Consider the following 25,810-nt stretch of genomic DNA (forward strand, 5'->3'; position numbering starts at 1 on the left):
TATTTTAAAAGCGCCTAAAGCAGGCGCTTTTCTTTTTTAGGAGACATCATTTATGTATATCACGGCGCAATTTGATAGCGGTAACATCGAGGTTATTGCTGCCAATGAACCTCACGACATTCAGTTGGCCATTCGCAATGACAACGAATCTGAGTTCTTTCAATGGTTCCATTTCAAGCTATATGGTGAAGCGGGTGTGGAACACGTGATGACTATCACCAATGCCAGCAAAGCAGCGTATCCAGATGGTTGGAATGGCTACGAAGCAGTGGCATCTTATGACCGCGAAACTTGGTTCCGAGTACCGACCGAATACAATGGCACTGAGCTCATTATTCGTCACACGCCCGAACAAGAAAGTGTTTATTACGCTTACTTCACGCCTTATTCCTACGAACGCCACATGGATTTAATTCAGTGGGCGCAGCAATCATCGTTATGCCAACACATCTATCTTGGCCCGACCTTGGATGGTCGTGATATGAACCTATTGGTGATTGGTGAGCCGGATGAAAACAAAGCAAAAATTTGGGTCACTGCTCGCCAACATCCAGGTGAAACCATGGCAGAATGGTTCATTGAAGGTTTCTTATCGCGCTTGCTCGACGATGAAGATGGCGTGGCGCGCCACTTGCTTGAGCATTGCGTTTTTTATGTGGTGCCCAACATGAACCCGGACGGGAGTGTGCGTGGTCATTTACGGACCAACGCAGCAGGCGTTAACTTAAACCGCGAATGGGCAGCACCGACGTTAGAGAAAAGCCCAGAAGTCTATTATGTGTTGAACATGATGGCGGCCACGGGCGTTGATTTCTATTTGGATGTGCATGGCGATGAAGCTCTGCCATACAACTTTGTTGCCGGCAGTGAAGGGGTGCCTAGCTACAACGACAGCATTCACCAATTAGGGGAGCAGTTCAAACAACTGCTGATGTCGATGACGCCGGAATTCCAAGTCACCTATGGTTATGACGTTGACGAGCCAGGTACTGCCAATTTAACTGTGGCGAGTAACGCAGTAGGTGAGCGTTTCAACTGTTTAGCCTTTACTTTGGAAATGCCATTTAAGGACAATGCAAACCTACCTGATCTCGACTTTGGTTGGTCGGCACCACGGAGTCAGCAATTAGGAATGGACGTGCTAAGTGCACTTTATGGGGTTGCTAAAAACTTGCGCAGCTAAGCTGCGCAAGCTAGGTTATAACCCACAAAAATTAAATAATAAGAAGTATAAAATAACAACAAAACAACAAGGGGGTTACCTTGGACGCATTCAATAATTTTTTGTTGCTCCTTGATAGTTACCTAGGCTCGGCGGCATATTTTCCATTTGTGCTGTTGGGCGTAGGTGTTTTTTTCACTTTCTATTTGGGTTTTCCACAAATTCGTTACTTTAAGCATGCTCTTAAAGTCGTGAGTGGTAAATTTGATAAAAAGGGTACAGATGGTGATACCACGCACTTCCAAGCGTTAGCAACGGCGTTGTCTGGCACGGTAGGTACGGGGAATATTGGGGGCGTCGCATTGGCCATTTTCTTAGGTGGTCCGGCGGCGCTTTTTTGGATGTGGGTGACCGCATTCTTAGGGATGACCACCAAGTTTGTTGAGGTGACGTTATCTCATAAATATCGCGTAAAAACAGCTGACGGCACCATGGCAGGGGGCCCCATGTATTACATGGATCGTCGGTTGAACATGAAATGGCTGGCGGTGATTTTTGCGGTGGCAACAATTATCAGTTCCTTCGGAACTGGGAACATGCCGCAAATTAATAATATTGCCCAAAGTATGCAAGCCAGCTTCGGTTTCGAACCCATGCTGGTTGGTGGAATTCTTGCCATCATTTTGGCCTTAGTCATCATTGGTGGAATTACTCGAATTGCCGCCTTCACCTCACGCATTGTGCCGATCATGGCGATTATCTATATCATCGGCGCGCTGAGTGTCATTTTTTATAATGTCGACCAAATCATTCCTTCATTCGTTGCGGTGTTTGCCGATGCCTTTACCGGTTCCGCGGCTACTGGCGGCTTCTTAGGGGCAACCTTCGCGTATGCCTTTAACCGAGGAGTGAACCGAGGGCTATTTTCAAACGAAGCTGGGCAAGGTTCTGCCCCCATTGCCCATGCGGCAGCCAAAGCCGAAGAGCCGGTGTCTGAAGGAATTGTGTCGATCCTAGAGCCATTTATTGACACCATCATTATTTGTACGCTAACAGGTTTAGTGATTTTAGCGTCTGGGGCTTGGAATCAGAAATATGAAAACGTGTTCGCGCGCAGTGACATTGATATTATTTCCGGCCATTATTCCGACCAGAATGAGGCCGACCGCCAAACCCTTTATCATTATGTCAACGACACGCAAGACAACACCATCCTCAAATACGATGGCGTGATTGAAGTGCGTGATGGGCGTCCCATCAATGACGGGTTTACTATCCTTCATGCTCGTTCTGTGGCTGAGAATGTCCGTTTTATTGTGGCAGGGGAAGATCCTTACAACGGGGTGCTACGAGTTGAACAGGGGCAATTGAAAAAGCAAGATATTACGATTGTCGGAGAATCCTTATTACACTCTGCGGCATTGACAGTAAAAGCTTTTAGCATGGGCTTTTTGGGGCAAAAAGGGGAGTATATTGTGCCCATCAGTCTCATGCTGTTTGCGTTTTCAACGGCTATCGCATGGTCCTATTATGGGGATCGGGCGGTCGTTTATTTATTCGGCCAACGGGGAGTGATGCCGTATCGAATTTTGTATGTGGCAGGATTCTTCGTAGCTTCCTTCACGGATACCACCTTGGTGTGGACTCTATCGTATGTCGCAATCGTCCTGATGACCTTACCAAACCTATTTGGAATCATGTTGTTACGGCGAGAAATGAAAGATACGGTGAAAGCCTATTGGCAAGACTTTAATGCCGATAAAATCAAGAAAGATTAGAATTAAGGCTGAACCCTCGATGTGATAAACCCGCCATTGTTGCGGGTTTATCTTTATCGTCAGCGTGCATGAAGCTTGAATTTCAGCTTAATTTCTTTATATTGCGTCATTATAGTTGTGTTAAAAGAGGTCATCATGGCACTAATCCAATGCCCTGGATGTAATAAACGAATGTCTGACACAATGGCGGAATGCCCCCATTGTCATTTTAAAATCGCAGGGCTCGATGAAGAGGGTCGGCATGAAGAGATACGACGAATTGCGGCAGCTAAACGCGATAAATTGATGAGTCAATCAATGCTTGCGTTGTTAATTGCTATCGCTGCATTCACCTACTATTTTGTCCAGCAACCACTCCCGAAAAGCATGCCAGCAAACATTGCCTACGCATTGATGGTGATTGGTGTGGTCTGGTTTGTCGTGAATCGTATTCGTCTCATGTTGATTAAGCGAGATTTAAAACGATGAAATTTAATGAGTTGATTGATTCCATTACCCCTGAGGTGTTTGAGCGACTAGTACGTGCTGTCGAGTTGGGGAAATGGCCTGATGGGGTCAAACTCACCGAAGAACAACGCGCTAACAGCATTCAATTAGTCACTGCTTATCAAGCACGGCATTGTCCATCCGATGAAGTCTTTCGGGTTGGGGCAGATGGACAATTAGTGACACGTAGCAAGCGCGAGCTTAAAGCAGAGTTAAATCAAGAAGCAGCCATTGCTACTTTTCCTCTCAATAATCCCCATGAGGTTGATAAATAAACTTCTATGCATACCACTGATTATGATTTATTGATCGAACAGGCGCGCGCTATTACTGCGGGAGAGCCTGATCTGATTGCTAACTTAAGTAACCTATCAGCATTAGTCTATGAGGTTTTGGCAGATGTAAACTGGGTCGGATTCTATTTAACACGAGAGCCTGAAACATTGGTCTTGGGGCCGTTTCAAGGTAAAGTGGCCTGTTTGCGAATCCCATTTGGCCGAGGTGTTTGTGGAACTGCTGCGGTCACTCGCGAAACACAACGGGTGGTTGATGTCCATCAGTTTGAAGGCCACATTGCTTGTGATTCGGCGTCAAATTCAGAAGTGGTTGTTCCCCTAGTGGTGAATGACGAAGTGGTCGGGGTTTTTGATTTAGATAGCCCGAGCATTGGACGTTTTAGTGAAGCAGACGCAGAAGGCTTGAGCCGATTTGGTCGCTTTGTTGAACAGTTGAATTGGCGCTCTTTATAAAGCCGAGTGAGCTATGTATAGTGAATTTGACATTCAGACCTATTTGGTCAGTCAAAGTGATATGACCTTCTTCGAAGGTGAGGAAGAAGTGGCTGCCGATCAACTGAATGAAATGTTGCATTACATTGTTGACTACAGTGCAGCTGAGGATAGCCTTGAACAGCTTGAAGAAGTTGTTCGTCGCGTCTTGTTTGAGTGGATTGAAAATCCGGACTTACTTGAGCTAGACAGTGAAGAAATGCAGATTTTTATCCATGACCAATTAGCTGACGTACGTCAGCAGGAATTTAATGACGATGACGACTGATGTAGTAAAACTCAAAACCACGAAAGATATTATCACTTACCTCGCCAAGAAGTTTCCTCAGTGCTTTAGTGTGGAAGGGAATGCGAAACCCCTTAAAATTGGTATTTTTGAAGATCTCGCCAACCAATTAGCAGAGGATGAACACGTCAGTAAGACTCGAATTCGGACAGCGCTCCGTAACTACACCAACAGTTGGCGCTATCTGCATAGCGTCAAAGTAGGGACCCAGCGCGTTGATTTGGACGGCAATCCCTGTGGTGAAATCACGCAAGAACAACAACAGCATGCCGAGCAACAGTTAGCAGAATCGAAGGCCGCAGCGGCGGCCCGTGCCGCTGAACGTCGTCAGCAGCAAGGGGCCGACGAAGCGAAAGAGACGCGGCGTAAACGCTCGTCTGCTCGGACCAATGTTCCATCTCGCAAAAAACGTCCTGCGACCCCAGCAAAACAGACTCAAGAAAAGCGCGATAAACCTGCCACCGCACCGTTGACAGCAGTCTCAGCTCAACAATTGCAGGTGGGGCAACAAGTGAAAGTGAAAGCGGGCAAAGTTCCCGTGTCGGGCCTTGTGAAAGAAGTTGAACGGGATGAAGTTCATGTGCAACTTCAAAATGGCTTAACGGTCAAAGTGGGTATTGCCGCAGTATTTGTTGCGAAACAGGAGTAATCAATGATGACCATGCGTGTAAAACGGAAAGGGGGGTTAGCCCTAACGATAGCGCTATTGCTTTCAGTAAGTGCCTACGCGTTGCCCCCAGCACACTCGGTAGATGAATTACCGGCTCTTAAACCTGAACAGCAACATTCTGTTGCCAGTCACCGAGTCGCTCGTTTTTTCACTCGCGATCATTTTAAGCAAATGGAATTGGATAACGCCTTATCTGAAAAGATTCTAGCGCGTTATCTCGAAATGCTGGATTACAGCAAGATGTTTTTCCTAGCGGAAGACATTCAGCAAGCAGACGAATACAAACATTTGTTCGACGATATGATCTTAACCGGCAAACTGAATGGTGCTTATGCACTCTATCAGAAGTCGTTAGAACGTCGGTTTGAAATGTATTCGTATGCGTTAACCTTACTCGATGAAGAAAAACCTTTTGACTTTGCGGTGCCGGGTGACAAGTTCCACTATCAACGTAAAGATGCGGAGTGGGCGACCTCAAAAGAGGAATTGCATGAGTTATGGCGCCAGCGCGTGAAGTTTGACGCATTGAGTTTAAAATTAACGGAAAAAGAGTGGCCTGACATCGTTGAAACCTTGGGCAAACGATATAACAACGCACTCAAACGTCTTACCATGACCAATAGTGAAGATGTGTTCCAGACTGTGATGAATGCCTTTGCGCGCAGTGTTGAAGCTCATACCAGCTATTTATCCCCTAGTAATGCGGAGCGTTTCCAGCAGGACATGAACTTGTCGCTAGAAGGAATCGGGGCCGTTTTACAAGCCGATTACGACTACACCGTTATTCGTAGTTTAGTTCCTGGTGGGCCGGCTGATAAAAGCGGTCAATTAGCGGTTGACGATAAAGTCGTGGGAGTTGCGCAAGGCGACGATAGCGATGCTGAGTTTGTTGATGTCGTGGGCTGGCGTTTGGATGACGTGGTCGAACTCATTAAGGGCCCGAAAGGCTCCACCGTGCAACTGCAAGTGTTAAAAAGCAATCAGAGTGCGGGCAGTCCGCCCCAAGTTATTTCCATTGTTCGAGACAAAGTAAAATTAGAAGATCGTGCAGCAAAACTTGAAGTGATGTCCCCCGAAGAAGGGGCTCATACGGATCGCAAACTGGGTGTGATCGCTATCCCGAGCTTCTATAACGGGGTGACTCGAGACGTTGAAAAACTCTTGGCAGAAGCGCAACAGCAAGGGGTTGAAGGGGTTGTGATTGACCTGCGCAGCAATGGTGGCGGCTCACTACCGGAAGCCATCTCACTAACTGGGTTATTCATTAAGCAAGGCCCCGTGGTTCAAATTTTGGATAGTCGGAAACGCCGTGATGTTGGGAGTGATCAAGACGGTTACGTAGCATACGATGGCCCATTGTTTGTGATGGTTAATCGTTATAGTGCATCAGCGTCTGAGATTTTTGCAGCGGCCATGCAAGATTATGATCGTGCCATTATTGTGGGTGAAAACACCTATGGAAAAGGAACGGTTCAACATCATCGCTCGCTGCAAATGTATCCCTTTGATAATTACGACAATCCGTTAGGAAGCGTACAGTTTACAGTAGCCAAGTTCTATCGAATCAACGGCGGCAGCACTCAGATGGAAGGGGTGGTTCCTCATCTAAGTTTCCCTTCGGCCATCGATATGGAAGCTTTTGGAGAAAGCAGCCTTGAAAATGCGTTACCTTGGGATCAAATCCCGGCGTTAGATTACTCATCTTATAATGCGGTGGGTGCTGTTGATTGGACGGAATGGCAAGAACGGCTGAATCAGCAAATCCAAAGCAATTTAGAGTTTCAGTTTATTCTGGAAGACTTTGACCAGTACCTAGCGGAAAAAGATAATACGTGGGTCAGCTTAGTTTTAGCGGAACGAAAAGCGGAACAGGCAGAAGAGGAAGCTAAAAAGCTTGCCAGAGCCAATGCTCGATTAAAGCTGAAAGGCCTGGAGCCGGTAGAAAAAATTGAGGATATCCCTACGGATATCGAATTGGATGACCCGTATCTCAAAGAGTTGGTTCAGATTAGTTTTGCCCTGATTGATGCACAGCGAATTGCGATGAATCAGCGTTAATTAGCCCATGCACAAAAGAGTCGCAGTGAGCGGCTCTTTTAGTTTAAATAATAATTAGAACAATATAAGAACGGACAACACCTCATGCAAAACACTCCCTCCATTGCGAACCGTTGGTCGAGTCGCCTGCTATTTATCCTCGTGTCTACTGCAGCTGCCGTCGGGTTAGGGAATATTTGGAAGTTTCCTTATATAGCGGGTGAGAATGGTGGTGGGGCATTCGTGATTGTGTATTTAATCTGCATCGCCATCATTGGGATTCCCGTCATGATTGCTGAGGTGTTGATCGGACGGCGAGGACGGCATACTCCCGGCTATTCAACATTGAAACTAGCCAAAGAGTCAGGGCGCCATTCGGCCTGGCAAATTACCGGTTGGTTGGGGATGGCGACAGGTTTTTTGGTACTAAGCTTCTACACAGTCATCGCTGGATGGGCTTTGGCTTATATCTTTGAAGCTGCCCAGGGAGCATTCACCGGTGCTACGGTGGCCGAAATTAATCAATTATTTGAGCAATTGACGGGCTCAGTCGAACGGTTAACGTTTTGGCACGCACTCATTATGTTGGGCGTCGCAATTGTGGTCGGTAAGGGCTTGCGCGAGGGGTTAGAACGAACGGTTTCGTGGATGTTGCCCTTAATGGTGCTGCTACTTATCGTGCTCTCCATTTATGCTGGCTACATTGGTGATTTTGGTGCTGCTGTGGCATTTATGTTTGCCCCAGACTTTAGCAAACTGACCATTGACAGTGTGTTGGTTGCGCTCGGACATGCCTTCTTTTCGCTCGGATTAGCCTCGGGCGTCGTGATTATGTATGGTGCCTATTTATCCAAATCCACCTCAATTATCGGGACGTCAATTTGGGTGGCCATTGCGGATACTGTGGTGGCACTCCTTGCAGGAATGGCAATTTTTCCAATTGTTTTTGGCAGTCAACTGGAACCAGGAGCAGGTCCAGGACTCATCTTCCAAACCCTCCCCATTGCATTTAGCCATATGCCCGGCGGCGCATTTGTCGGGACCTTATTCTTTATCATGCTCGTGATAGCAGCCTTTACTTCTGCCATTGCAATGATTGAATCAAGTGTGGCGTTTTGTGAAGAATGTTTTGGCTTAACTCGTTGGCGCGCAACCTTCTTAGCTACGGGCACATTGTGGGCATTAGGCCAGCTTACTATTTACAGTTTCGGTGGTGCCAACTGGGCGCAATTGGGCTGGCAGATAGAAGGTAAAACTTTCGGCACTTTGTTTGACTTGATTGATTACGTGACCGGTTCGATTCTATTGCCTATTGGGGGCCTATTACTCGCCTTATTCGTCGGTTGGGTGATGAAAACACAGTATACGCAAGATGAACTGAATACCGCATCGGTTCGATTTAAGGTTTGGCATTTTATCGTGCGTTATATTGCACCGATAGCAATTATTCTGATTTTTTTACAACTGATCGGTATCATTCAGTTCTAATTTTTGGGTTTGAGAACAACTATGCAAAATAATTTCACGACTGAGCAACGAGCTCCTTCATTGTTACAGGCGGCTATTCCGCTCATCGCGCTGATCATGATGCTGGTTTTGTCGGTGTATCTTTATGGTGAAGATGCGTCCTATGGTCCGAACCAAATTGCGCTATGGCTTGCAGCAGGGGTCGCATTAGCTGTTGGTTTTTATAACAAATTCACGTGGGAGCAAATTGAGGAAGGTATCCGCGAAGGAATTTCCGTTGCTCTTGGCGCCATGCTCATTATTCTTGCAGTGGGCTCGCTCATTGGTACCTGGTTATTAGCAGGTACGGTTCCAAGTATGATTTACTATGGCTTGGAACTTCTTAATCCAGCGTGGTTTTACGCTGCTTCAGCATTAATTTGTGGCATTATTTCCTTATCCATCGGGAGTTCATGGACGACGGCTGCCACCATTGGGGTGGCGCTCATGGGGGTTGCAGTAGGGATGGACCTGTCGCCGGCTATTACCGCGGGTGCCGTCGTTTCTGGCGCATATTTCGGGGATAAAATGTCACCGCTGTCGGATACCACCAACTTAGCGCCAGCTGTTGCTGGCACTGACTTGTTTGCGCATATTCGCTACATGTTTTATACCGCCGGTCCTGCATTTATCATCACTCTTATTGTGTTTGTGTTGTTGGGCTTTAATGCAGAAGCCTCCGTCAGCTTGCTGGAGCTTGAGCGCATGCAATTAGAGCTTCGCAATACCTTCAACATTGGCTGGGAAATGTTAATCCCGCTGATTGTGTTGTTGTACTTGGCTGCATCAAAGCGTCCTGCCTTGCCGACCGTATTTTTTGGCGCCTTGTTGGGCGGCGTGTGGGCCGTAATTTTTCAACCTGATGTTATCGCTAAGCTTGCGGGGCAATCGTCGGCAGCGGATGCCGAAGCAACACTAAAAGTTGTCTGGAATGCGTTAACCGATGGGGTCGTCATTGAATCAGGTTCTGCGGAGCTCGATAAGTTGCTTAGTGGTGGCGGTATGTCCAGTATGCTCAATACCGTTTGGTTGATTCTAAGTGCCATGACATTTGGTGCCATTATGGAGAAATTAGGTCTCTTACAACGGCTAATTGAAGGGCTTTTAGGTTACATCAAAGGTGTTGGTGGATTAGTGACTGCAACCTTGTTTACCTGTTTTGGGGCGAACGTGTTAACCGCCGACCAATACATGGCCATTGTTTTACCGGGGCGGATGTTCCGTGAAGAATATGAACGACGAGGATTGGATCCCCGCTTACTGTCACGAACCTTAGAAGACAGCGCCACCTTAACGTCCGCCTTGATTCCTTGGAATACTTGTGGGGCGTTCATGATGGCAACCCTCGGTGTCAGCCCCTTGGTGTATTTACCATTTGCCATGTTTAACTGGTTAACACCGTTGATTGCAATGTTTTATGCGTACACTGGAATTCGTATTTTACGCTTACCCAATCACTCAACGAAAGAAGTCGCAGCATAAGTTCGAGGCGTCAGCATGGCAGTTCCTGAAACCAAATACCGGAGCGACTATCGCGCTCCGGAGTTCCTCATTGAAACCGTTGATTTAACCTTTATTCTGGATGACGTCGCTACCCGCGTTATCAATACCATGCAGGTCATTCCCCAGGGCGTCAATGCGCCATTGGTGCTTGATGGGCAAGGGTTAGAACTCATGCAGGTGAAGCTTGATGGCCGTGAGCTCAGTGCCAACGACTATGTCGTAACCGCTCATTCATTGATCATCGCTAAAGTGCCAGCAACCCCGTTTCAACTTCATCTTGAAACGCAAATTAATCCCTCTGCGAACAAAGCTTTGGAAGGCTTGTATCAATCAGGCGATGCATTTTGCAGTCAATGTGAGGCAGAAGGGTTCCGACGAATTACTTATTATTTAGATCGTCCCGATGTCTTGGCAGAATTTAAAACCACGTTGGTGGCCAATCAGCAACGTTATCCACACTTGCTCAGCAATGGAAATTGCATTGCACAAGGGGTGAATGAGGATGGCACCCATTGGGTGACGTGGCATGATCCTTTCCCGAAGCCAGCGTATCTCTTTGCTGTTGTCGCTGGTGATTTTGAATGCTTAGACGATCATTATGTGACTGCCAGTGGGCGTGTGGTTCAGTTGAAGTTTTTTGTCGAAAAAGGGCAGCGTGATCGAGCGCACTATGCCCTAGAGTCGCTGAAAAATGCCATGCGTTGGGATGAACAGCGGTTCGGCTTAGAGTATGACCTCGACATTTATATGGTGGTGGCAGTCGACTTCTTTAATATGGGAGCGATGGAAAATAAAGGCTTGAACGTGTTTAACTCGCGCTACGTGCTTGCCGATCAAACCACTGCCACCGATCAAGACTTTATGAATGTTGAAGCGGTTATCGGACACGAATACTTTCATAACTGGACGGGCAATCGCGTTACCTGCCGAGACTGGTTCCAATTGAGCCTGAAAGAAGGGCTGACGGTATTCCGCGAACAAGAGTTTAGCGCCGATATGGGATCCCGCGCGGTGCATCGGATTCAGGCTATCCAAACCATGCGAACCCAACAATTTAATGAGGATGCAAGCCCCATGGCGCATCCGATTCGCCCTGACAAAGTGATTGAAATGAATAACTTTTACACCGTCACGGTGTACGAGAAAGGGGCTGAAGTGGTGCGCATGTTGCACACATTATTAGGGGAGGAAAGGTTCCAACAAGGCCTGCGCTTATACTTTGAGCGGCATGATGGCCAAGCGGTTACCTGTGACGATTTTATTGCGGCGATGGCAACGGCCAATCAAGTCGATCTCACGCAATTTGAACGTTGGTACAGCCAAGCGGGTACCCCTCAAGTCACCATCGCATCGCATTATTCTGCGGCGACCCAACAATTACGAATTGATTTTTCACAGCAGACACCTGCAACCCCGGGGCAGCCCCATAAAGAGCCGCTCCATATTCCCGTGCTAATGAGCTTTTATACCCCCACTGGGGAGCCAATAGCAATTGTGCACCCGTTGCTGAAACTGCATGAGTCGGGCAGCTTATTATTTGAACTCACTGGCGCTGAGCAACAACTGGTGATTAATCATCTGCCGTGTCAACCGGTGGTTGCCGTATTAGAAAACTTCAGTGCACCGGTGCGGGTCCGAGAGCATTCATCGTTTGCGGATAAATTGGTGCTATTAGCTCATGCTCAGCAAGAAGTGACGCGTTGGGAGGCTGCTCAAAGTATTTATCAAACACTTATTCTGGATGCGGTGGCACAGCAGCAGCCGGTGGTGTTAGCCGAACCCGTCATTGTTGCATTCCAACAGGTTGCCCAAGCTGACATTGATCCGGCACTCAAAGCGCTCACCCTGACGCCACCCAGCTTGGCGGAGCTCACCGAACATTACGCCACAGAGATTCCTCTCGTTGCGTTGCAGCAAGCCCATGAGCAGCTAAAACAGCAGCTGGCGAATGGTTTAGCGCATATTTTTGCAGCGGTGTGGCAGCAACGCAAACAACAGCCTTATGCAGCAACTGCTGAAGCTATTGCGCTGCGTCGTTGGCAGCATACAGCCTTGGAATATTTAGCGCTGAGAACGCCTGAGGAATATAGCGGCGAAGTTGCCGACTATTACTATCAAGCGGATAACATGACCGCGCAGCATCATGCCTTGCAGCTGGCAGTGCATTTGGGGTTATCTTGTAAAGATGAGTTATTGCAGGCGTTTGAACGGCAGTGGCAACACGAGCCATTAGTCTTGGATAAGTGGTTTGCAATTCAAGCCAGCCAGCCGAAGGGGAATGTTGTTGCCGTAGTAAACCAGCTCCAGCAACACCCTGGATTTAATCGTGATAATCCTAATCGTCAATACGCTTTAATGGCCACCTTTGGGCGCAATCTACTGCAATTTCATCAGCCCGATGGTGCAGGGTATCGGTTGCTAAGTGACATGATTTGCTACCTCAACGATCATAACCCACAAGTGGCCGCGCGATTAATCACCCCACTGATGCAGTGGCGACGCTTTGATCAGCAGCGACAACAGCAGATGCAGAATGAGCTATTACGACTTCAACAGTTGCCTCAGCTTGCCCCAGACCTGATTGAGAAAATCAATCAAACTTTGGTCGCAACGGAGTAACGAGCAAAGGGACTCTTAGATAATTCGTGAGTCCCTTTAATGAAGTTTCGACACCGCAGGAACCCTGGTCTGAACACTCAATAATTGCTAATAATAAGCGTTGAATAAGCGGCCTAAATATCCGACAATAATAGTAATTATTTCGTAGGGTGATGGGGCATCGAGGCCACCATCATAACTTCGTTATATCTATCAGATAAGGACTCCATCATGAATGCGTTTGGCGAAGGCCAGATCCCCGTTGTACTGCAAAAGGTGGCTGAGATCATTCAGCAGCGAAACCCCGAACGAGCAGAATTGATTCAGGATTTTGCGTTAAGGTTGTTTCACAATGTCTCATCCGATGATTTGTCGCTGCGAATTGATAGCGATTTATATGGTGCAGTCATGGGCCTTTGGCATTCATTCAATGACTATCAACCTGGTGCCAAAGCACTTATTAAGGTGTACAACCCTGATGTCGAGCAACATGGTTGGAAGTCGGCTCATACCATTATCGAAATCATCCAATCAGACAGTCCCTTCATGGTTGATTCGATCCGGATGGCATTATCACGGTTAGGCATTACGTCTCACTTACTCCTGCACCTTCCAATTAGCCACAAACGTGACAGCAACAACCAAATCACTGAGCTGCTTAAAGCCGGTACCCGCCAGGCAGATAACGAAGTTGATACGGTGTTTTTGATTGAAGTCGACCGCCAAGCATCAGACGCTGCCATTAAAGCACTGAAAACTGAATTGGCCTCAGTGATGGCTGAAATCAGTTTAGCGGTAGGTGATTGGCAGGCCATGCGTGAGCGCATGGAAACCATTGCTGCAGAGCTTGGTAAGGTCAACTATCAAGGTCGCCCCCAAGAGCTTGAAGAAGCACAAAGGTTCCTCGCTTGGCTCGCAAAAGATAACTTTACTTTAATGGGGTACCGTCGCTATCACCTGGAAGCGATTGAAGGGGACCACATTATTTTGCAAGACCCTGAAAGCAGTTTAGGGTTGATGCGTCGAAGCATTAATAAAGAAGGGCGGTTGGTATCATCATTGCCTGAAGTCGCACAACAAATGACCTTTGATGATCATGTGTTATTGCTGACGAAAACCAACTCACGTTCGCGTGTCCACCGTCCTGCCTATTGCGATTACATCGGCATTAAACGGTTTGACAGCCAAGGCAATGTCATTGGTGAAGATCGCTTTATCGGCTTGTATTCAAGCAGCTTTTATAATGACAGCGTGCGCGAAATTCCATTGGTAGGAGACAAAGTAAACCGAGTGCTTGAAGCATCAGGGTTTGCGCCAGGTTCCCACGCCGCCAAAGCGTTAATGAACATTCTAGAAACCTATCCACGGGATGAAATTGCCCAAGCTTCCGAAGCTGATTTGCTGGAAGTTGGATTAGGTGTTTTACAAATGCGTGAACGGGACATTACCCGAGTATTTGTCCGCCGTGATATTTTCGGCCGCTTCGCATCGTGCATGGTCTACGTGCCGAAAGAACGGTACCACACGGTACTGCGGCAAAAAACGCAAGCAATTCTTAAACAAACGTTTGCCAGCAATAGCGACGTTGACTTCACCACTTATTTCTCGGAATCACCATTGGCGAGAACGCACTATACCGTTCGTTTAACCGCCACTGTACAGGATATTGACGTGAAAGAACTCGAATCAAACCTCATTGAAGCTGCGCGCAGCTGGGAAGATAATTTTGAACGTATTTTAAGCAGCACCTTTGGCGAAGCAAAAGCGAACGAATTAAATAAAAAATACGCGAATGCTTTCCCACGAGCTTACAAAGAAGAAGTGCTGCCTTCTGTTGCGATTGCCGATATTGAGCAACTTGAAGCGCTAGACGATGAGCACAAGTTGGGAATGTTGTTCTATCGCCCGCGGGAAGAAAACGAACAAAGCAAGAAGGTTCGTTTGAAATTATTCCATAAGGATGAACCGATTCACTTGTCAGATGTGCTGCCCATGTTGGAAAACTTTGGCCTGCGTATTGTTGGCGAGCGTCCATACCAAGTTAAAACCGCGGATGGCAATGTGTTCTGGATTCTCGAATTCTACATGTTGCACAATAACGAGGAACTGGATTTAGAAACCAGCCGCGAGTTGTTCCAAGATGGCTTTGCCAAGGTTTGGGACAAACACTATGAAGATGACGGTTTTAACCGTCTCGTGCTGGGGGCTGGTTTAACTGGGCGCCAAGTGATTATTTTGCGGATGTATGCCAAGTACATGCGCCAAACTGGCACCACATTTAGCCAAGCTTATATCGAGAGCACGTTCAGTAAGTATCCACTGCTCGCAAAATTGGTCGTGAAATTGTTCTATACCAAGTTTGATCCGAGTGAAAGCACGCGTGAGAAAAAGCTTGAAGCCATTGAAACACGCATTCATTCAGAACTTGAGAACGTTGCGAACCTTGATGATGACCGTATTATTCGCCGCTACGTGGAGCTAATTGGGGCAACCTTGCGCACCAACTTCTTCCAGCTTGATAGCCAAGGGAATGAAAAATCCTATATTTCGGTGAAGTTCTTGCCTGAACTTATTTCAGAAATGCCATTGCCATTACCGAAATACGAAATTTACGTGTATTCGCCGCGCGTGGAAGGCATCCACTTACGAGGCGGTAAGGTCGCCCGAGGCGGGTTGCGTTGGTCCGATCGTCGCGAAGATTTCCGGACCGAAGTGTTAGGCTTAGTAAAAGCTCAGCAAGTAAAAAATACCGTGATCGTTCCAGTGGGCGCGAAGGGTGGCTTTGTCTGTAAAAACCTACCGGAAGATCGTGAAGCCTTCTTTGAAGAAGGAAAAGAATGCTATCGCATGTTCATTCGTGCGTTGTTAGACATTACCGATAATATTGTTGACGGTGACATTGTTCCTCCTGCGAATGTGGTGCGTCACGATGATGACGATACCTACTTGGTGGTGGCAGCCGACAAAGGCACCGCAACCTTCTCTGACATAGCCAACGGCATTTCTGCCGAATACAACTTCTGGTTAGGCGACGCCTTTGCGTCGGGTGGCTCGGTTGGATACGACCACAAGAAAATGGGCATCACCGCACGCGGTGCATGGGAATCAGTTAAACGTCATTTCCGCGAAATTGGCATCGATTGTCAGACCACCGACTTCACTGCGGTAGGTATTGGTGACATGGGTGGCGACGTATTCGGGAACGGCATGCTGCGTTCAAAGCATACACGCTTGGTGGGTGCGTTCAACCACATGCATATTTTCGTTGACCCAAATCCAGATGCGGCCGCGACGTATGAAGAACGTAAGCGGTTATTCTACCTCCCACGTTCAACCTGGGATGATTTTGATAAATCATTGATTTCAAAGGGTGGCGGCGTGTTCTTGCGCAGCGCGAAAGCGATTGAATTGTCGCCTGAAATGAAAACCCTATTCAATACCCAAAAGAAATCCATGACGCCAACGGAAATGATCAAGGCGCTCTTGACGCTCGACGTGGATCTGGTGTGGAACGGCGGTATCGGAACTTACGTGAAATCATCGAAAGAAAGCGACAGCGATGTTGGTGATCGTGCCAACGATGCGGTTCGTGTGGATGGTAAAGATTTACGAGCGCGTATTGTCGGTGAGGGCGGAAACTTAGGCTTCACCCAATTGGGCCGTATCGAATATGCATTAACCGGTGGCCGAATTAACACCGACGCTATTGATAACGTTGGCGGTGTTAACTGTTCGGACAACGAAGTTAATATTAAGATTTTGCTCAATGGCTTGGTCGCTAATGGTGAATTAACCCGTGAGCAACGCGACAAATTACTGTACGACATGACCGACGAAGTGGCAGAAATTGTCTTACGAGACTGTTTCCGTCAGTCGCAATCAATTTCAGTGACGGCCATTCGTGGGGCAGAGCAAACGAAAGAGTTCCAACGTTTCATCCATCACCTTGAGCGTGAAGGCCAGTTGAACCGTGCTCTTGAGTTCTTACCTGATGACGATGTATTGGCAGAGCGTCAAGCGAATGGTAAAGGATTGACTCGTCCAGAATTAGCTGTGTTGACTGCCTATGGGAAAATGGTTCTGAAAGATCAGTTACTTGATGATGCGATCATGGCGGATCCTTTCCATGCCCGTTCCCTCATCAATGCGTTCCCGAAACCATTGCAAGAACACTATGCGGCAGCCATGGAAAACCATCCATTGCGCGCTCAGATTATTGCAACGCGGTTAGCGAACAATATTGTTAACGATATGGGGCCAAACTTTGTGTTCCGTAAAGCGGAGACCACGGGTGTTAGTGAAGCAGAAGTCGCCTCTGCGTATGTGATTGCACGTGAATGCTTCAACTTACGTGGTCTGATGGAACAAATCGAAGCAGGGAATAATCAATTCCCAGCCGAGGTACAGAACAATATGTTGTTCCAATTACGTCGTGTGGTGCGCCGTGCGACCCGTTGGTTCTTGCGCCACCGCACGCCAGGTTTAGTCACCATTCAAGACCACTTGGATTTCTACCGCGAAAGCTTTGATGAGTTACGTAAAAACGTGTTGAATTACGTGGTGGAAGAAGAGCGTCAAGAAATCCAAGCAGAGATCGATGAACTTGTGAGCCAAGGGGTTCCTGCTGACTTAGCTCACAACATTGGCATTCTCAGCACCTTATTCTCGGCGCTGGATATTGCGGACGTAAGCCATGAAACAGGTCTGAAAGTTGGGACCGTTGCGGAAGCATACTTTAATCTGGGTTCACGAGCAGCACTGCACTGGTTCCTTGAGCAAATCAATCAGCAGCCCGTTGATAACCATTGGCAAGCTCTGGCACGTGCAGCATTCCGCGAAGAGTTAGATTGGCAACAACGCTCATTAACCGCCATCATGCTGAAATCCGCCAGCGCAGAGCAGAATGCTACGGAAATCGTTGAGCAGTGGTTTACCACAAATAAAGTCTATATCGACCGTTGGTTAGATATGCTGTCGGACTTCAAAACCTCGAAAACCCATGAGTTTGCGAAGTTCTCTGTGGCCCTGCGTGAGTTGACGTTGCTGAACCACAACTGCACGTCGGTTGAGGCGTAAATGTACGGATTGTTACGCCAATGGCTGTTCCGCAAAGATGCGGAACAGTCCCATGAGTTCACACTCAAGTTATTGCGTCAATATGCAGGAACGCCTGTCGCCTTAGCGTGGCGGCAGCGGGTTCCTGCCAAACCCGTAACAGTGATGGGCATCGAATTTCCTAATCCAATTGGCTTAGCTGCGGGATTAGATAAAAACGGTGAGTGCATTCAAGCCTTTGGGCAAATGGGTTTTGGTTTTATTGAGATAGGGACAGTCACACCCGTGGCACAAGAGGGAAATCCCAAACCACGGCTGTTCCGGATTGTAGAAAAAGAAGCCATTATTAATCGCATGGGGTTTAATAATCTCGGTGTGGATTACCTTGTGGAGCAAGTCAAAGCGGCTAAGTTCCAAGGGGTACTGGGCATTAATATTGGGAAGAATAAACACACCCCTGATGCTGAAGCCATTCAGGATTATCAGTTTTGCATGCGTAAAGTTTATCCGCATGCGAACTATATTACGGTGAATATCTCCTCACCGAATACGCCAGGTTTGCGTGAGTTTCAGCATGGCAGTGTGCTGCACGATTTACTTCGCGCACTTAAAGAAGAGCAGCAAACCTTAGCTCAAGAACATGGCAACTACGTGCCGTTGGCGGTAAAAATTGCGCCGGATTTAACAGATGATGCAATTCGAGCCATTACCGACGCCCTTATCGAGCACAACATTGATGCCGTGATCGCAACCAACACCACGCTCAGTCGTGAGGCAGTATCTGGTTTGCCTCATGCCAATGAAGCAGGCGGTTTAAGCGGCGCGGTGTTATTTGAACAAAGTACCCATGTGGTACGCGTCATTGCCAAGCATGCCCAAGGGAAATTGCCGATCATCGCCGTTGGCGGGGTGGATAGTCCCGAGGCAGCACAGGCTAAATTAGCGGCCGGCGCCAGTTTAGTGCAACTGTATACTGGCTTTATTTATCATGGGCCACCGTTAATTCGACGCATCGTGGAAGCCTTGTAATTAAGGACAAATTCGGCTAGTTTAAAGCCCGTAAAACGTGAACGAACAACAGGGAAAGAACAGGGTGCACACAACATCGCAATGGCGTTGGCGCTATGACGCTGACAACGAACAACTCATGATTCAACTCAGTGAGGGAGTCGTTCATTGTGCACCTTATAAAGCCTCTCGTTTGATCCCACTGAAAGCGATGGATGAACCCTTTTCGCTGGATGATGCAACCACCTTTCAAACCTTGTTTGATGCCCTTGAAGCAAGTCAACGATTCAGCCCACAAGTTATCTTAGCTGCGGCATTGAACCATACGATTTATCAGCGTTTTGGGCGCCCCCAAATGCCACAAAGCTGGTATTTTCAAACCGCAGAAGAAAACCACCAAATTGCTGACAACACGACCTTAGAGATTGGTGAGTTAGTCCGCTTGAATTCAGGCTTGGCTGAAGCGATTTGCGCGGTCGTCAACTGCGAAGGCGAGTTTGTTGAATGTATGGTGTTGGCAGATTCGTTTCCTTTATCCGATATCAAACATTTGGCCCAGTATGAGGTGATTAAAGTGATGCTAAATCGCCTCCAGCCATTGCATGAACAACGCGACCTCAGCGCTGACTATTTGCGCCACGCATAGGAAATGATACCGTGTACCTTAGAACTCTCATGATGGGATGGTTAGCCATGTCCAGCTCTTTTGCCGTTGCCGAACCAGTGTTCATCCGGCTTTTAGCCACCAGTGACGTGCATGGTCATTTTACTGGGTACAACTATTTTACTCAGCAGCCGGAACAAAAAGGCTTAGTGCATACTGCCGTAGTGATCCACAACGAACGGCAGGGCGCTGATATCAGTGTGCTGATTGAAAACGGTGATTTAATTCAAGGCTCTCCTTTTACCGACGCCATGCTTGCTGCTGCTGCAGCAACCGAGCAAGAGTTGCCGTTGGCCCCTTTACTCAATGCGATTGCGTACGATGTGATTAACTTAGGGAACCATGAGTTTAATTACGGCCTCGATTATTTGGCAAAAGCCTACGCAGGGGTAAGCGCACCACTGATTTCAGCCAACCTGATCCCGCGCTCTGAATTTGCTCAGCAGCATTTAACTCACCAGCCTTATGTCATTTTAGAACGTGCTCTTCCTGCGCAGTATCAGCAGCAAGGGCGTTCCCATTTAAAGTTGGCTTTTATTGGCGTCGTGCCGCCCCAAATTATGCAATGGGATGGGCAGCATTTACGCGGTCACGTTGACGTGATCCCAATGGTCGATGCGGTTCAACAAAGCGTTCGTGAGGTCCAAAAGCAGGGGGCTGATTTGATTGTGCTGGTAGCACATGCAGGCATGCCGAAAGCAACCAGTGATGGCCATGACGATGAACAAGCCGTTTGGCAGTTAGCGCAAATTCCAGGCATTGACGCCATTGTATTCGGTCATCAGCATGAAACCTTTCCCGGAACCTCAGTGTATGATGAACTGACCGCCGTCGATTCCCAACAGGGCACCATTTTTGGCATTCCAGCGGTACAGCCAGGCCTTCATGGAGAACACTTGGGAGTGATTGAACTGAAGCTCAACTATGCCACCGATACACAGCAATGGCGGATTGTCACATCGGCCGCAAAAGTTGTGCCTATTACCGCGCAGCAGGACACTGCAGTGGCAGAATTGTTGCAACCGGCCCATGAGCAAACCGTGGCGTATATGGAACAGCCGATTGGTGCGACGCACGCAGAACTCAGCCATCAATGGTCGCGCTTGCAGCCGACCCTGGCAACTCAACTGATTCATGATGCCCAGTTATGGTATATCGACCGCTACGTTCGCGAACAACAGCCTGCCTGGGGCAAATTACCGCGGCTGAGTGCGGTGGCTCCTTTTCATGCCGCGAGCCAAGCCGATGATAGCTTTACCCATATTCCAGCGGGTGCACTCACCATGGGCGATATTGGTGATCTCTACCGTTATCCGAATACGTTGGATGTGGTGGTGATATCGGGCGCAACCTTGCAACAGTGGTTGGAAGGCGCCGCCGTAGGCGTACAGCAGGGACATTCTGCAGATCCTTGGAGTTGGGTGAATCCTGCGTATCCTGCCTATCAGTTTGATACCTTTAGTGGGCTTGATTACCTGATCGATCCAAGTCAGCCGAGTGGGGCACGCGTTACCACCAGTCCGGCACTGATTCCGTCCCAAGATTATGCCGTAATTACCAATAACTATCGTGCTCATGGCGGTGGTCAGTTGGGCGGCTTAAATGGTCAGCAAATTGTGTTTAGTAGCCCGGATCAAATCCAACATATTTTGTTGGCATATATTCAAAAACTAGGGACTCAAGGGTATCAAGAAGAATTAAGAAATAACTGGGAAATCAAGCAAGAAGAGACGAACTAGAGAATTGGTTGCGGGGGCAGGATTTGAACCTACGACCTTCGGGTTATGAGCCCGACGAGCTACCAGACTGCTCCACCCCGCGTCTGATGCTGTGCATGTTAAAGGGTCACAGAATGAAACGCAAGGGCAATGTAGTTCGTTCGCTTACTATTTATACGATTCTCGTTTGACTGCGTATTTATTCAGCAGTTCTGACAATACAGGCGCTCGCGACTCCGTTATAATAGCGCCATGTCTACTAACAAAGAAACCAGCATGAGCAATTCACCAAAGCAACATCGTCTATTCGCAACCTGCGCCAAAGGCTTAGAGCCGTTACTATTTGAAGAACTTCAGCAACTGGGAGCGGAAGACGTGCGCCAAACCATGGGAGGCTGCTGGTTCCAAGGCGATGTGCAGTTGGCATACCGCGTCTGTTTATGGACCCGTTTGGCCAACCGAGTCCTGCTCAGCTTAGGGGACACCTTCGTTAAACGCGTAGAAGATATTCCGCTGGCGGTAGCGCAGACTCCGTGGGAAGACGTGTTTACTGCTCAGCACACCTTTGTGGTGGACTTTAACGGGCGTAGTCAGGCTATCCGTCATACTCAATTTGGCGCACAACTAATTAAAGACGGGATTGTTGATCGCTTCCGCGATGCAGGGCTTCCGCGTCCCAATGTGGCCAAAGAAGGGGCTGATATTCGTATTCATGCCCATCTTCACAAAGACAAACTGACCTGGTACCTCGACTTTGCCGGAGATAGCCTCCATAAGCGCGGCTATCGCCAGCAGCAGGGCAGTGCCCCGTTAAAAGAAACCTTAGCTGCGGCGATTGCGATTCGCAGTGGCGTGTCAACGGCCACCGACTTAGTCTTTGACCCATTCTGTGGTTCGGGCACCTTATTGCTTGAAGCGGCCATGATCTGTTTGGATCGCGCACCGGGTTTAACCCGTACTGAGTGGGGCTTTCAACGTTGGTTAGGTCACCAAGAAACTGTATGGCAAACCTTGGTCAACGAGGCACAGCAACGGTTTACCGAAGCACAGTCGGAGCATCCGTTACGCTTGATCGGCCATGATCTTGATGCGCGTGTCTTGGCCATTGCGGAGCAAAACGCAATACGCCTTGGCATTCATGATCGCTGCCAGTGGGAGCGTCGCGATGCAGAAACAATGACTGCCCCCGCCTTAGAAGCGCCAGCGCAGCACCCGCACTTAATTTGTAACCCTCCTTATGGCGAGCGCCTGGGAGAAGAAGTTGAGACACTGCTTTTATATCGTCGATTTGGCAGTCAATTGCGGGAGCATTTTAGCGGTTGGCAGGTGAGTGTGTTAGCCGGCGATGACAGCCTATTGAAACGCTTAAAACTGCGTAGTGAACGAAAATATAAGCTGTTTAATGGCCCAATTGAGACCACTTTAGCCTTATTTGATTTAACGAAAGAGCAATTAGAGTTTACCAAAGAACAATCAACGGATATTGCGAATCGGCTCCGTAAGAACTATCACAAACTCGAAAAATGGTCAGCAAAAGAAGGGGTTAACGCATGGCGACTCTACGATGCGGACCTGCCGGATTACAATGCTGCGGTTGACGTTTATGATGATTGTCTGGTCATTCAAGAATATGCTGCTCCCAAAGACGTTCCACCAGCGGTTGCCAAGGAACGTTTATGGACGTTAGTGGATTCTTTAGCACAAGAACTCCCATTTGCTGCCGAAAATATGACCCTCAAAGTGAGACAGCGACAAACCGGGAAACAGCAGTATGAGAAACAAGCTCCTCGTGGTTTAACACGAATTGTGCACGAGTATGATGCGCTTTTTGAAGTGAATCTCAGCGACTATTTAGACACCGGATTATTCTTAGACCATCGTTGGGCACGCCGTGAGCTCGGTAAACTGAGCCAAAATAAAGCCGTACTAAACTTGTTTGCTTACACCTGTTCAGCCTCAGTACACGCAGCCTTAGGTGGCGCGCGAGAGGTGGTTTCCGTCGATTTATCAAAAACCTACCTTGCTTGGGGTCAGCGTAATTTTAAATTGAATCATTTGCATGGGCGGCAATATCAGTTTATTCAAGCGGATTGTCTCCAATGGTTAAAGGAACAACGGCCGCAACAACGGTTTGACGTGATCTTCCTTGATCCTCCCACGTTTTCTAACTCAAAACGAATGAGTGATGTGTTAGACACCGAACGGGATCATGTGATGCTGTTGAAACTTGCCGCGCGGTTGCTGAATGATAATGGTGTGATTCTATTTTCGACCAATAAGCGACGATTTAAATTGGACTATGAGCAATTAGCGGCATTCCAATTGGTCGCCGAGGACCTTACGGAACGTTCCATTCCAGTGGATTTTGCCCGTAATAAAGGCATTCATCATTTATTTAAGGTGCGTTTTAGTGGGTGAGTTCTATTTACTGACCAAACCTCATTGCCCCTTGTGTGATGTTGCGTTGGAACTGATTCAGCAGTGCCAGCCCGCAACCCCTATACAGTTGCACGTGGTAGATATTAGTCAGCAACCGGAATTAATTGACGAATATGGCTGGCTGATTCCGGTATTAATCCGCGCCCGTGATGACGCCGAATTGCGCTGGCCATTTTCAGAATCGTTAGAGGAATTTTTAAATTCATGAACCTTGTTCGTTTACAGCAAGCACAATTGGCTTTCGGCAATGCGCCCATTCTTGACCGCGCAGATATGGTCATTGAAGCAGGGGAGCGAGTTTGTATTGTCGGCCGCAATGGTGCGGGTAAATCGACCTTATTGAAAGTCATTGCCGGTGAAGTTTTATTAGATGACGGTGAAATACAAGTCATTGGTGAGGCGGTAGTGGCCCGACTCCCACAAGATCCACCCGCGCAGTCGAAACAATCCGTCTATGATTATGTTGCGGAAGGGTTGGCCCATGTCGGTGAGCTCCTGCAGCGTTATCACCAAGTCGTATTGCAGCTCAATGGCGCAGCTGATCAAACGCCACTCTTGCAGCAGATGGCAGAGCTGCAGGTAGCCATTGAGGCAGCGGATGGTTGGCAGGTTCAATCGCGCATTGAAACCATTTTAACTCAGCTGGAATTGCCCGAAGATGCGCCGTTGGATTCCTTATCGGGGGGCTGGCTGCGGCGCGTCGCCTTAGCTCGTGCGCTGGTGACAGCACCTGATTTGCTGCTGCTTGATGAGCCCACCAACCACTTAGACGTGGACATGGTAACCTGGCTTGAAAACCTGATTAAAGAATTTCAAGGGGCTGTGCTGTTTATCAGTCACGACCGGGCGTTTATTCGTCATCTTGCAACCCGCATTGTGGACTTGGATAGAGGGAAGCTGACCAGCTTTCCCGGCGATTACGAGCAGTATTTACAAGCAAAACAAGAGTTATTAGAGGTTGAAGCCACCCATAATGCAGAGTTTGATAAAAAATTAGCCCAAGAAGAAGCTTGGATCCGCCAAGGAATCAAGGCCCGTCGGACTCGAAATGAAGGGCGTGTCCGAGCGTTAGAAGCGTTACGCCGTGAACGTCAAGCCCGCCGTGAACAACAAGGGTCGGTTAAAATGGCGGTGCAGGAAGCGCAACGCTCTGGCAAGCTGGTGTTTGAAGGGCATCAACTCAACTTAAACTTTGCCGATAAACCTATTCTTAAAGATTTCAGTTTAACACTGCAACGGGGCGATAAAATTGCCTTGGTGGGCCCGAATGGGTGCGGTAAAAGTACCCTGATCCGAGTTATTTTAGGTGAGCAGACGGTGGATTCAGGAGAAATTAAGCTGGGCACAAATCTGGCCGTGGCTTATTTTGATCAACATCGTGCTCAGCTAGATCCGGAATTATCGGTGGCGGAAAATATCGGTGATGGCCGCCAAGATGTTGAATATAATGGCCGCACCCGCCATATTCTAAGCTATTTGCAAGACTTCTTGTTTACGCCCAAACAGGCACGGACCCCGGTGAAGGCGTTATCCGGCGGGGAGCGCAACCGGGCGCTGTTAGCGCGGCTGTTCTTACAACCCAGCAACTTTCTGATTCTGGACGAACCCACCAACGATTTAGATATTGAAACCTTGGAACTGCTCGAGCAAATTATTGCAGAATACCAAGGCACCGTTATTTTGGTGAGTCACGATCGGGAATTCGTTGATAACACGGCCACCAGCGCCTTGTTATTTGAAGGCGAGGGGGTGATTACAGAAATTGTCGGCGGGTTTACCGAAATTAACCATTATCTTGCACAACAGCAGGGAACTAAAGAGACGAACGTTCGGTCAGAAAGGCGGGAAAGTAAACCTCGGGCTTCTGCTGAGCGTAAGAAAAAGCTATCCTACAAATTACAACGGGAACTCGAGCAGTTACCCGAACGCATAGCGATGCTTGAAGAACAACAGAAGGCACTCGAACAACAAACGCTTGCGCCGGACTTTTATCGCCAGCCGCATACAGAAACGGCACCGATACTAGAACGGTTAGCAGAGTTAGAAAATGAACTTATGACGGCGCTTGAGCGTTGGGATGAGTTAGAAAATCTGCAACAAGAGAGTAGTTAA

Annotated in this window: 18 protein-coding genes and 1 tRNA gene; 18 read left to right on the forward strand and 1 reads right to left on the reverse strand. The window is 48.1% G+C overall.

The genetic code is table 11. The features are described from left to right. Positions 1-52 precede the first annotated feature (52 nt). From BLP64_RS00755 to BLP64_RS00825, 15 genes are all read left to right on the forward strand, one after another. A complete protein-coding gene (locus BLP64_RS00755) occupies positions 53-1,183 on the forward strand; it encodes a M14 family metallopeptidase (protein ID WP_092590727.1) in 1,131 nt (376 codons plus the stop codon). Between the two features lie 80 nt (positions 1,184-1,263). Further along, the gene (locus BLP64_RS00760) at positions 1,264-2,940 is read left to right on the forward strand and encodes an alanine/glycine:cation symporter family protein (protein WP_092590729.1); all 1,677 of its coding nucleotides are present in this window, start codon (positions 1,264-1,266) and stop codon (positions 2,938-2,940) included. A 171-nt stretch (positions 2,941-3,111) separates the two neighbouring features. Then, complete coding sequence (locus BLP64_RS00765; protein ID WP_233340067.1) at positions 3,112-3,408, forward strand: hypothetical protein; 297 nt, start codon at positions 3,112-3,114, stop codon at positions 3,406-3,408. Continuing rightward, positions 3,405-3,701 (forward strand): YeaC family protein, encoded by a 297-nt coding sequence (locus tag BLP64_RS00770; protein ID WP_092590733.1) that lies wholly within the window; start codon positions 3,405-3,407, stop codon positions 3,699-3,701. Before BLP64_RS00765 ends, BLP64_RS00770 begins: the two co-directional genes overlap by 4 nt. A 6-nt stretch (positions 3,702-3,707) precedes the next feature. After that, complete coding sequence (locus BLP64_RS00775) at positions 3,708-4,175, forward strand: GAF domain-containing protein (protein ID WP_092590735.1); 468 nt, start codon at positions 3,708-3,710, stop codon at positions 4,173-4,175. A 13-nt stretch (positions 4,176-4,188) separates the two neighbouring features. After that, complete coding sequence (locus tag BLP64_RS00780; protein WP_092590738.1) at positions 4,189-4,482, forward strand: hypothetical protein; 294 nt, start codon at positions 4,189-4,191, stop codon at positions 4,480-4,482. Further along, the gene (gene proQ, locus BLP64_RS00785) at positions 4,472-5,149 is read left to right on the forward strand and encodes an RNA chaperone ProQ (RefSeq protein ID WP_092590740.1); all 678 of its coding nucleotides are present in this window, start codon (positions 4,472-4,474) and stop codon (positions 5,147-5,149) included. The genes BLP64_RS00780 and proQ overlap by 11 nt, the downstream gene beginning before the upstream one ends. Before the next feature lie 3 nt (positions 5,150-5,152). Further along, complete coding sequence (gene prc / locus BLP64_RS00790; RefSeq protein WP_407681254.1) at positions 5,153-7,228, forward strand: carboxy terminal-processing peptidase; 2,076 nt, start codon at positions 5,153-5,155, stop codon at positions 7,226-7,228. 84 nt (positions 7,229-7,312) lie between these two features. Beyond that, positions 7,313-8,695: a sodium-dependent transporter gene (locus BLP64_RS00795; protein ID WP_092590742.1), complete on the forward strand. Its 1,383-nt coding sequence runs from the start codon at positions 7,313-7,315 to the stop codon at positions 8,693-8,695. A 21-nt stretch (positions 8,696-8,716) separates the two neighbouring features. Beyond that, on the forward strand, positions 8,717-10,195 hold the full coding sequence (nhaC, locus tag BLP64_RS00800; RefSeq protein ID WP_092590744.1) for a Na+/H+ antiporter NhaC: 1,479 nt from the start codon (positions 8,717-8,719) through the stop codon (positions 10,193-10,195). Between the two features lie 15 nt (positions 10,196-10,210). Next, positions 10,211-12,835: an aminopeptidase N gene (gene pepN, locus BLP64_RS00805; protein ID WP_092590746.1), complete on the forward strand. Its 2,625-nt coding sequence runs from the start codon at positions 10,211-10,213 to the stop codon at positions 12,833-12,835. Between the two features lie 210 nt (positions 12,836-13,045). Beyond that, positions 13,046-17,890, forward strand: coding sequence for an NAD-glutamate dehydrogenase (locus BLP64_RS00810; protein WP_092590748.1), 4,845 nt, complete (start codon positions 13,046-13,048; stop codon positions 17,888-17,890). Beyond that, positions 17,891-18,898 (forward strand): quinone-dependent dihydroorotate dehydrogenase, encoded by a 1,008-nt coding sequence (pyrD, locus tag BLP64_RS00815; RefSeq protein WP_092590751.1) that lies wholly within the window; start codon positions 17,891-17,893, stop codon positions 18,896-18,898. It abuts the gene before it with no gap. Between the two features lie 64 nt (positions 18,899-18,962). After that, positions 18,963-19,523, forward strand: coding sequence for a cell division protein ZapC domain-containing protein (locus BLP64_RS00820; RefSeq protein ID WP_092590753.1), 561 nt, complete (start codon positions 18,963-18,965; stop codon positions 19,521-19,523). An 11-nt stretch (positions 19,524-19,534) separates the two neighbouring features. Further along, on the forward strand, positions 19,535-21,280 hold the full coding sequence (locus tag BLP64_RS00825; RefSeq protein WP_143001054.1) for a 5'-nucleotidase C-terminal domain-containing protein: 1,746 nt from the start codon (positions 19,535-19,537) through the stop codon (positions 21,278-21,280). A gap of 5 nt (positions 21,281-21,285) precedes the next feature. Here BLP64_RS00825 and BLP64_RS00830 read toward each other — a convergent pair. After that, positions 21,286-21,362: transfer RNA gene (locus BLP64_RS00830), tRNA-Met, on the reverse strand. Between the two features lie 173 nt (positions 21,363-21,535). Here BLP64_RS00830 and rlmKL point away from each other — a divergent pair. Genes rlmKL through uup form a run of 3 tightly spaced genes read left to right on the forward strand, consistent with a single transcriptional unit; the run spans position 21,536 to position 25,810 of the window. Beyond that, positions 21,536-23,677: a bifunctional 23S rRNA (guanine(2069)-N(7))-methyltransferase RlmK/23S rRNA (guanine(2445)-N(2))-methyltransferase RlmL gene (gene rlmKL, locus BLP64_RS00835; protein WP_092590757.1), complete on the forward strand. Its 2,142-nt coding sequence runs from the start codon at positions 21,536-21,538 to the stop codon at positions 23,675-23,677. Next, complete coding sequence (locus tag BLP64_RS00840; RefSeq protein WP_092590759.1) at positions 23,670-23,906, forward strand: glutaredoxin family protein; 237 nt, start codon at positions 23,670-23,672, stop codon at positions 23,904-23,906. The genes rlmKL and BLP64_RS00840 overlap by 8 nt, the downstream gene beginning before the upstream one ends. Continuing rightward, a complete protein-coding gene (gene uup / locus BLP64_RS00845) occupies positions 23,903-25,810 on the forward strand; it encodes an ATP-binding cassette ATPase Uup (RefSeq protein ID WP_092590761.1) in 1,908 nt (635 codons plus the stop codon). Before BLP64_RS00840 ends, uup begins: the two co-directional genes overlap by 4 nt.

Origin of the sequence: Pseudidiomarina indica (genome assembly GCF_900104245.1) — a bacterium.
Lineage (GTDB): Bacteria > Pseudomonadota > Gammaproteobacteria > Enterobacterales > Alteromonadaceae > Pseudidiomarina > Pseudidiomarina indica.

Excerpts from the sequence above, each read along its gene's own strand:
- BLP64_RS00755 (WP_092590727.1), top strand. The coding sequence starts at position 53 with ATGTATATCACGGCGCAATTTGATAGCGGTAACATCGAGGTTATTGCT.
- BLP64_RS00765 (WP_233340067.1), top strand. The coding sequence starts at position 3,112 with ATGTCTGACACAATGGCGGAATGCCCCCATTGTCATTTTAAAATCGCA.
- BLP64_RS00770 (WP_092590733.1), top strand. The coding sequence starts at position 3,405 with ATGAAATTTAATGAGTTGATTGATTCCATTACCCCTGAGGTGTTTGAG.
- BLP64_RS00775 (WP_092590735.1), top strand. The coding sequence starts at position 3,708 with ATGCATACCACTGATTATGATTTATTGATCGAACAGGCGCGCGCTATT.
- BLP64_RS00780 (WP_092590738.1), top strand. The coding sequence starts at position 4,189 with ATGTATAGTGAATTTGACATTCAGACCTATTTGGTCAGTCAAAGTGAT.
- proQ (WP_092590740.1), top strand. The coding sequence starts at position 4,472 with ATGACGACTGATGTAGTAAAACTCAAAACCACGAAAGATATTATCACT.
- prc (WP_407681254.1), top strand. The coding sequence starts at position 5,153 with ATGATGACCATGCGTGTAAAACGGAAAGGGGGGTTAGCCCTAACGATA.
- BLP64_RS00795 (WP_092590742.1), top strand. The coding sequence starts at position 7,313 with ATGCAAAACACTCCCTCCATTGCGAACCGTTGGTCGAGTCGCCTGCTA.
- nhaC (WP_092590744.1), top strand. The coding sequence starts at position 8,717 with ATGCAAAATAATTTCACGACTGAGCAACGAGCTCCTTCATTGTTACAG.
- pepN (WP_092590746.1), top strand. The coding sequence starts at position 10,211 with ATGGCAGTTCCTGAAACCAAATACCGGAGCGACTATCGCGCTCCGGAG.
- BLP64_RS00810 (WP_092590748.1), top strand. The coding sequence starts at position 13,046 with ATGAATGCGTTTGGCGAAGGCCAGATCCCCGTTGTACTGCAAAAGGTG.
- pyrD (WP_092590751.1), top strand. The coding sequence starts at position 17,891 with ATGTACGGATTGTTACGCCAATGGCTGTTCCGCAAAGATGCGGAACAG.
- rlmKL (WP_092590757.1), top strand. The coding sequence starts at position 21,536 with ATGAGCAATTCACCAAAGCAACATCGTCTATTCGCAACCTGCGCCAAA.
- uup (WP_092590761.1), top strand. The coding sequence starts at position 23,903 with ATGAACCTTGTTCGTTTACAGCAAGCACAATTGGCTTTCGGCAATGCG.